Raw genomic sequence first — 6,278 nt, 5'->3', positions numbered from 1 at the left:
GACACGCTCGCCCCCACCGGTGCGGGGGGGGGGCCCCCGCGGCCCCCCCCCGGCCCCCCCCCCCCGCCCCTCTTGGTTAGTGTCAGTGTCAGCAATCCACGATTGACGAGAAGGCAGGTACCCGTGACTCATCAGAATCCGGCGACATCCATCGGTCCGACGATGACCTCGGCCACCGCTGGGCTCAATCTCAGCGACTCGGTGTACGAACGCCTGCTCCGCGAGCGGATCATCTTCCTCGGCACCCAGGTCGACGACGACATCGCCAACAAGCTCTGCGCGCAGATCCTCCTGCTGTCCGCGGAGGACCCCAACCGCGACATCTCGCTGTACATCAACTCCCCGGGTGGTTCGGTCACCGCGGGTATGGCGATCTACGACACGATGAAATTCGTCGAGTGCGACGTTGCGACGTTCGCGATGGGTCTGGCTGCGTCGATGGGCCAGTTCCTGTTGGCGGCCGGTACCAAGGGCAAGCGTTACGCGCTTCCGCACGCGCGGATCATGATGCACCAGCCGTCCGCAGGAATCGGCGGCACCGCGAGCGACATCGCGATCATGGCGGAGCAGTTCGCGCACACCAAGCGCGAGATGGCGGAACTCATCGCGGAGCACACCGGGCAGAGCGTCGAGCAGATCACCGCGGACTCCGACCGCGACCGGTGGTTCACGGCCAAGGAAGCACTCGAGTACGGCTTCGTCGACCATGTCGTCGCACGGGCCCAGCAGGCCGGCGGCACCGGCAACTGATCCCCGGGATCCACCGACCCGCTCCACGCCCCACGAATTCTTGGAGAAGCGATGACCAACATGTTCGATCCGCGCCAGCTCGGCGGCCAAGCTCCGGCTTCCCCGGCGAGCCGCTACATCCTGCCCTCGTTCATCGAGCACTCGAGCTACGGCGTCAAGGAATCCAACCCGTACAACAAGCTGTTCGAGGAACGCATCATCTTCCTCGGCGTGCAGGTCGACGATGCGTCGGCCAATGACGTCATGGCGCAGCTGCTGGTGCTCGAGTCCCTCGATCCGGACCGCGACATCACGATGTACATCAACTCGCCCGGTGGCTCGTTCACCTCGCTGATGGCCATCTACGACACGATGCAGTACGTCCGCGCCGACATCACCACGGTGTGCCTCGGGCAGGCCGCGTCGGCAGCGGCTGTGCTCCTCGCTGCCGGCACGCCGGGTAAGCGCCTCGCGCTGCCCAACGCGCGTGTGCTCATCCACCAGCCCTCGACCGGCGGAATCCAGGGCCAGGTCTCGGACCTCGAGATCCAGGCCGCGGAGATCGAGCGGATGCGGCGCCTCATGGAGACGACGCTCGCGCGGCACACCGGCAAGGACCCGGATCAGATCCGCAAGGACACCGATCGTGACAAGATCCTGACCGCCGCGGAGGCCGTCGAATACGGATTGATCGACAACGTCCTGGAATACCGGAAGCTCTCCGCACAGAAGTAGCCGAACGGCCCGGCCCGACCGCGTGTCTCGTGGTCCGGGCCGGGCCGATGTGCAATTGTGATCGGCACCATGTGCAGGGCATATAAATATGGCCGGAAACGCCGAGAAGCGGTCGACCCGACTGCCGGACTCCGGGTACGGTCGAGCCAACGGCCCGTTCCCCGGGCCGGCGCGCAACGAGAACGCGGCAGCAGTTGCACGCACACGAGGAAGTAGGGACCTGACAGATGGCACGTATCGGTGACGGCGGAGATCTGCTGAAGTGCTCGTTCTGCGGAAAGAGCCAGAAGCAGGTCAAGAAGCTCATTGCGGGTCCCGGTGTCTACATCTGCGACGAGTGCATCGACCTCTGCAACGAGATCATCGAGGAAGAACTCGCCGAAACCAGCGAGGTCAAGCTCGACGAGCTACCCAAGCCTGCCGAGATCCGGGACTTCCTCGACAATTACGTCATCGGCCAGGACTCCGCCAAGCGGACGCTCGCCGTTGCGGTCTACAACCACTACAAGCGGATCCAGGCCGGCGACAAGGCCCGCGACGCTCGTGGTGAGACCGTCGAACTGGCCAAGTCCAACATTCTGCTGCTCGGGCCCACCGGCTGCGGCAAGACGTACCTCGCGCAGACCCTGGCGAAGATGCTCAACGTGCCGTTCGCGATCGCCGATGCCACCGCTCTCACCGAGGCGGGATATGTCGGCGAGGATGTCGAGAACATCCTCCTCAAGCTGATCCAGGCAGCGGACTACGACGTCAAGCGCGCCGAGACCGGCATCATCTACATCGACGAGGTCGACAAGATCGCCCGCAAGAGCGAGAACCCGTCCATCACGCGCGACGTGTCGGGTGAAGGAGTGCAGCAAGCCCTGCTGAAGATTCTCGAAGGCACTCAGGCTTCGGTGCCGCCACAGGGTGGGCGCAAGCATCCGCACCAGGAATTCATCCAGATCGACACCACGAATGTGCTGTTCATCGTCGCCGGCGCGTTCGCGGGACTCGAGCGGATCGTCTCCGATCGGATCGGCAAGCGCGGCATCGGGTTCGGTGCCGAGGTGCGCTCGAAGGCCGAGATCGACACCACCGATCACTTCGCCGACGTCATGCCCGAGGACCTCATCAAGTTCGGTCTGATCCCGGAGTTCATCGGCCGTCTGCCGATCGTGGCGTCTGTGACGAATCTCGACAAGGAATCGCTCGTCGAGATCCTGTCGGAGCCGAAGAACGCACTCGTCAAGCAGTACGTCCGCCTGTTCGAGATGGACGGGGTCGAACTCGAATTCTCGCAGGACGGCCTCGAGGCGATAGCGGACCAGGCAATCCTGCGGGGTACGGGCGCTCGCGGTCTGCGCGCCATCATGGAGGAAGTCCTCCTGCCCGTGATGTACGACATCCCCAGCCGCGACGACGTCGAGAAAGTCGTGGTCACCGCCGAGACGGTCACCGACAACGTGCTTCCGACGATCGTCCCGCGCAAGACCGATCGTGAGCGCCGCGAGAAGTCGGCCTGACGCTCCTACGACCATCGATTCCGGCCCCGGCAGAAATTGCCGGGGCCGGAGTCTGTTCGGGGGCCCGTGGTCACTCGACCGCGAGGGCGGCCTTTTCCAGTTCCGCGATGCTGTACGCGGCGTAGGTCTCGTACTGCCCACGACCGGTGAAGTACGGCGTCAGCTGTTGATCGAGTTCTTCCACGGTGAATGCGGAACCGTCGGCGTCGAAACGATTCTCGACCTTCGGTGACGCCATCAGCGCGACCATCTTGCCGTACACGACGAATACCTGTCCGGTGATCTCCGCGGAGGCGGGGGAGGCCAGGTAACTGACCAGGGTGCCGACGCGTTCGGGAGCGAGCGGGTCGAGGCCGGTGGTCGCGTCGGCCTCACCGAACGCCTCGGCGGTCATCGCGGTGCGGGCGCGGGGGCAGATGGCATTGGCGGTGACGCCGTAGCGGGCCAGGCCCTGCGCGGTCGACAACGTCAGGGCGGTGATGCCGGCCTTCGCGGCGGAGTAGTTGGGCTGTCCGGCGGAACCGAAGAGGAATGCCTCCGACGAGGTGTTGACGACCCGGCCGTAGACCGGTCCGCCCTTCTCCTTGGAGGCCTGGCGCCAGTGCACCGCAGCAGCGTGCGAGGTGGCGGCGTGACCCTTGAGGTGTACGCGGATCACATCGTCCCAGTCGGATTCGGTCAGGTTGAAGATCATCTTGTCGCGCAGGATTCCCGCGTTGTTGACCAGGATGTCGAAGGAACCGAATGCCTTGATCGACTCCTCGACGAGGCGGCCACCGAGCGACCAGTCGGAGACGTCACCGGTCATCGCGATCGCCTGCCCGCCGGCGGCGGTGATCTCGTCCGCGACATCGTGGGCCGCTGCGCCCATATCGTTGACGACGACCGCGGCACCGGCGGCGGCGAGCGCGAGTGCCTCGGCCCGGCCGAGCCCGGCTCCGGCGCCTGTTACTACCGCGGTGCGACCGGCCAAACCGACTGTTTCACCCATGCGTTCGTCTCCCGTTGTCGTTTCCGCCCCGAGATGGAGGCTCGGAAAATTGATATTCATTCTAGTTTGGTCCGCAGGTCGGTCCAGAGGGGTGGCGCGGTCTCACTGGGCGGGAGTGGCGCGGCTGCTGCTGCCGGGGGTTCTGTCGCCGGTGGTGCATTGTCGGGGCAGGGACGGCCTCGACTGACGCACATCGCCACCCGAGCACTGACAACGGGCGAAAAGCGTTCGTGCCCAGTGGGTTCGGATTCCATTCCTGTCGCTTCGGTGGAGGCGAGGAGGTGCGAGATCTCACTGACCGGTACCCGAACCGCCCGGTTCGGTAGGGGGGAGGATCTACGCTCTGCTTCGTCCGAGGCGAACGAAGGGGGACTCGAGATGCCCAGGATCGGGGCGGCACGCGACGCGGCGGAGCCCAGCTCGACGGAACAGCACGCGCGATACGACCGGATCCTGACGGCTGCGGCACGACTGGCGGGGGACAAAGAACTCGAGCGCGTACAAATGCAGGACGTCGCCAAGGCGGCAGGGGTCGCGATCGGTACGCTCTACCGCTATTTCCCGTCCAAGACCCACTTGTTCGTCGCGGTGATGGTCGACCAGATCGACCGCATGGGCCTCCAGCTGTCCCGGCGTCCCACTGCTCCGGCCTCACCGTCCGATGCCGTCTACCAGGCGTTGCTGCAGGCGACCCGGGCGCTGGTGCGTACGCCGCTGCTGGCGAACGCCATGATCAGGTCCGCATCGTCGTCGAATGCCGCCACCATTCCCGATGTCGCGAAAATCGATCAGCACTTCGATCGACTGCTCCTCGCGGCGGCGGGTATCTCCGAGCCCACGGTGCGAGACGCGACGGTGGTGCGGCTGGTGGTCGCCCTGTGGTTCGGTCTCGTCCAGGGGGCACTCAACGGCCGGACCTCCATCCCGGAAGTCGAGTCCGACCTGCGCGTCGCCTGCGACCTGCTCCTGGTGGATCTGTCGGTGGGCCGGCACTGATCGAACGGATGAGCTGCGGCGGCACCCGAGAAAGCCTCCTCTCGTACTGCGAGTCCCGCTTGGCGGGACAAGTCCGGAACTCCGGCCGGCGACAGAAATAGAATAAATTTCAGAAACGCCGACACTTCAGGAGTGGCATGAGCAACGTCGTCATCGTCGAGGCCGCACGTACGCCGATCGGCCGCCGCCGCGGGCAGCTGGCCGGAGTGCACCCCGCAGTGCTTCTGGGCGCCGCCCAGAAAGCAGTGCTGGACCGCACCGGACTCCCCGCCGGGCAGATCGGCCAGCTGGTCGGTGGCGCGGTCACGCAGGCGGGGGAACAGTCCAACAACGTCACCCGGCAGGCGTGGCTGCACGCCGGCCTCCCGTACACGGCTGCCGCCACCACCATCGACTGCGCGTGCGGTTCGTCGCAACAGGCGGTGCACATGGTGGCGGGACTGATCGCGTCCGGGCAGATCGACGCCGGTATCGGCTGCGGCGTCGAAGTGATGAGCCGAGTTTTCCTCGGGCAGGCCAACGCACCCGGCACGGGTAACCCGTACCCGGCGGACTGGTCGATCGACATGGGCGACCAGTTCACCTCGGCGGAGCGGATCGCCGCCAACCGTGGCATCACGCGCGCCGATGTCGACGCCTTCGGGCTGGAGTCGCAGCGTCGCGCCGCGAACGCGTGGGCCGAAGGACGATTCGACCGTGAAATCGTTCCGGTCGACGCACCGGTCGTGACCAAGGACGGGGAATCCACCGGTGAGGTCGCCACCGTGACGCGCGACGGCGGTCTCCGCGACACCTCCGCAGACGCCCTCGCGGGCTTGAAGCCCGTGATCGAGGGTGGCATTCACACCGCTGGCAACTCCTCACAGGTCAGCGACGGTGCCGCCGCCGTCCTGCTGATGAGCGAGGACAAAGCACGGGAGGCGGGGTTGCGGCCACGCGCCCGGATCCTTGCGTCCACCCTGGTGGGCTCGGACCCGTACTACCACCTCGACGGACCGATCGACTCCACCCGGGCGGTACTCGACCGCACCGGAATGTCGTTGTCGGACATCGACCTCGTCGAGATCAACGAAGCATTCGCCTCGGTCGTGCTGTCCTGGGCGCAGGTGCACAAGGCCGACATGAGCAAGGTCAACGTCAACGGCGGTGCCATCGCCCTCGGGCATCCGGTCGGCTCCACCGGAGCGCGACTGATCACCAGTGCTCTGCACGAGCTCGAGCGGTCGAATCGCTCGACGGCCCTGATCACGATGTGCGCAGGCGGTGCACTGTCCACCGCCACCGTCATCGAGCGCATCTGACGCCGTGATCTTCTATCAAGG

General features: G+C 65.8%; 6 protein-coding genes. 5 read left to right on the top strand and 1 reads right to left on the bottom strand.

Translation table 11 applies throughout. The annotated features are described in order from the left end of the window. The first annotated feature begins 123 nt into the window (after positions 1 to 123). The 3 genes from ACFWU2_RS19085 (at position 124) to clpX (ending at position 2,969) form a co-directional block, all read left to right on the top strand. Positions 124 to 750, top strand: a complete 627-nt coding sequence (locus ACFWU2_RS19085; RefSeq protein ID WP_169620475.1) for an ATP-dependent Clp protease proteolytic subunit — start codon at positions 124 to 126, stop codon at positions 748 to 750. A gap of 51 nt (positions 751 to 801) precedes the next feature. Continuing rightward, positions 802 to 1,464: an ATP-dependent Clp protease proteolytic subunit gene (locus tag ACFWU2_RS19080; RefSeq protein ID WP_378609474.1), complete on the top strand. Its 663-nt coding sequence runs from the start codon at positions 802 to 804 to the stop codon at positions 1,462 to 1,464. Positions 1,465 to 1,691: 227 nt separating this feature from the next. Beyond that, positions 1,692 to 2,969, top strand: a complete 1,278-nt coding sequence (gene clpX / locus ACFWU2_RS19075; RefSeq protein ID WP_378609447.1) for an ATP-dependent Clp protease ATP-binding subunit ClpX — start codon at positions 1,692 to 1,694, stop codon at positions 2,967 to 2,969. 70 nt (positions 2,970 to 3,039) lie between these two features. Here the strand turns inward: clpX and ACFWU2_RS19070 are convergent, their stop codons facing one another. Then, the gene (locus ACFWU2_RS19070) at positions 3,040 to 3,960 is read right to left on the bottom strand and encodes a 3-oxoacyl-ACP reductase (RefSeq protein WP_378609444.1); all 921 of its coding nucleotides are present in this window, start codon (positions 3,958 to 3,960) and stop codon (positions 3,040 to 3,042) included. A 378-nt stretch (positions 3,961 to 4,338) separates the two neighbouring features. On the opposite strand from ACFWU2_RS19070, the gene ACFWU2_RS19065 reads away from it, so the two are divergent. Then, positions 4,339 to 4,956, top strand: coding sequence for a TetR family transcriptional regulator (locus ACFWU2_RS19065; RefSeq protein ID WP_378609442.1), 618 nt, complete (start codon positions 4,339 to 4,341; stop codon positions 4,954 to 4,956). Positions 4,957 to 5,093: 137 nt separating this feature from the next. After that, a complete protein-coding gene (locus ACFWU2_RS19060) occupies positions 5,094 to 6,257 on the top strand; it encodes a steroid 3-ketoacyl-CoA thiolase (RefSeq protein WP_378609439.1) in 1,164 nt (387 codons plus the stop codon). Positions 6,258 to 6,278 lie beyond the last annotated feature (21 nt).

Source organism: Rhodococcus sp. NPDC058639 (assembly GCF_042717545.1).
In the GTDB taxonomy this organism is placed as follows: domain Bacteria; phylum Actinomycetota; class Actinomycetes; order Mycobacteriales; family Mycobacteriaceae; genus Rhodococcus.
The sequence above is the reverse complement of the archived record's forward strand: the minus strand, read 5'-3'. Positions and strand labels throughout refer to the sequence as shown.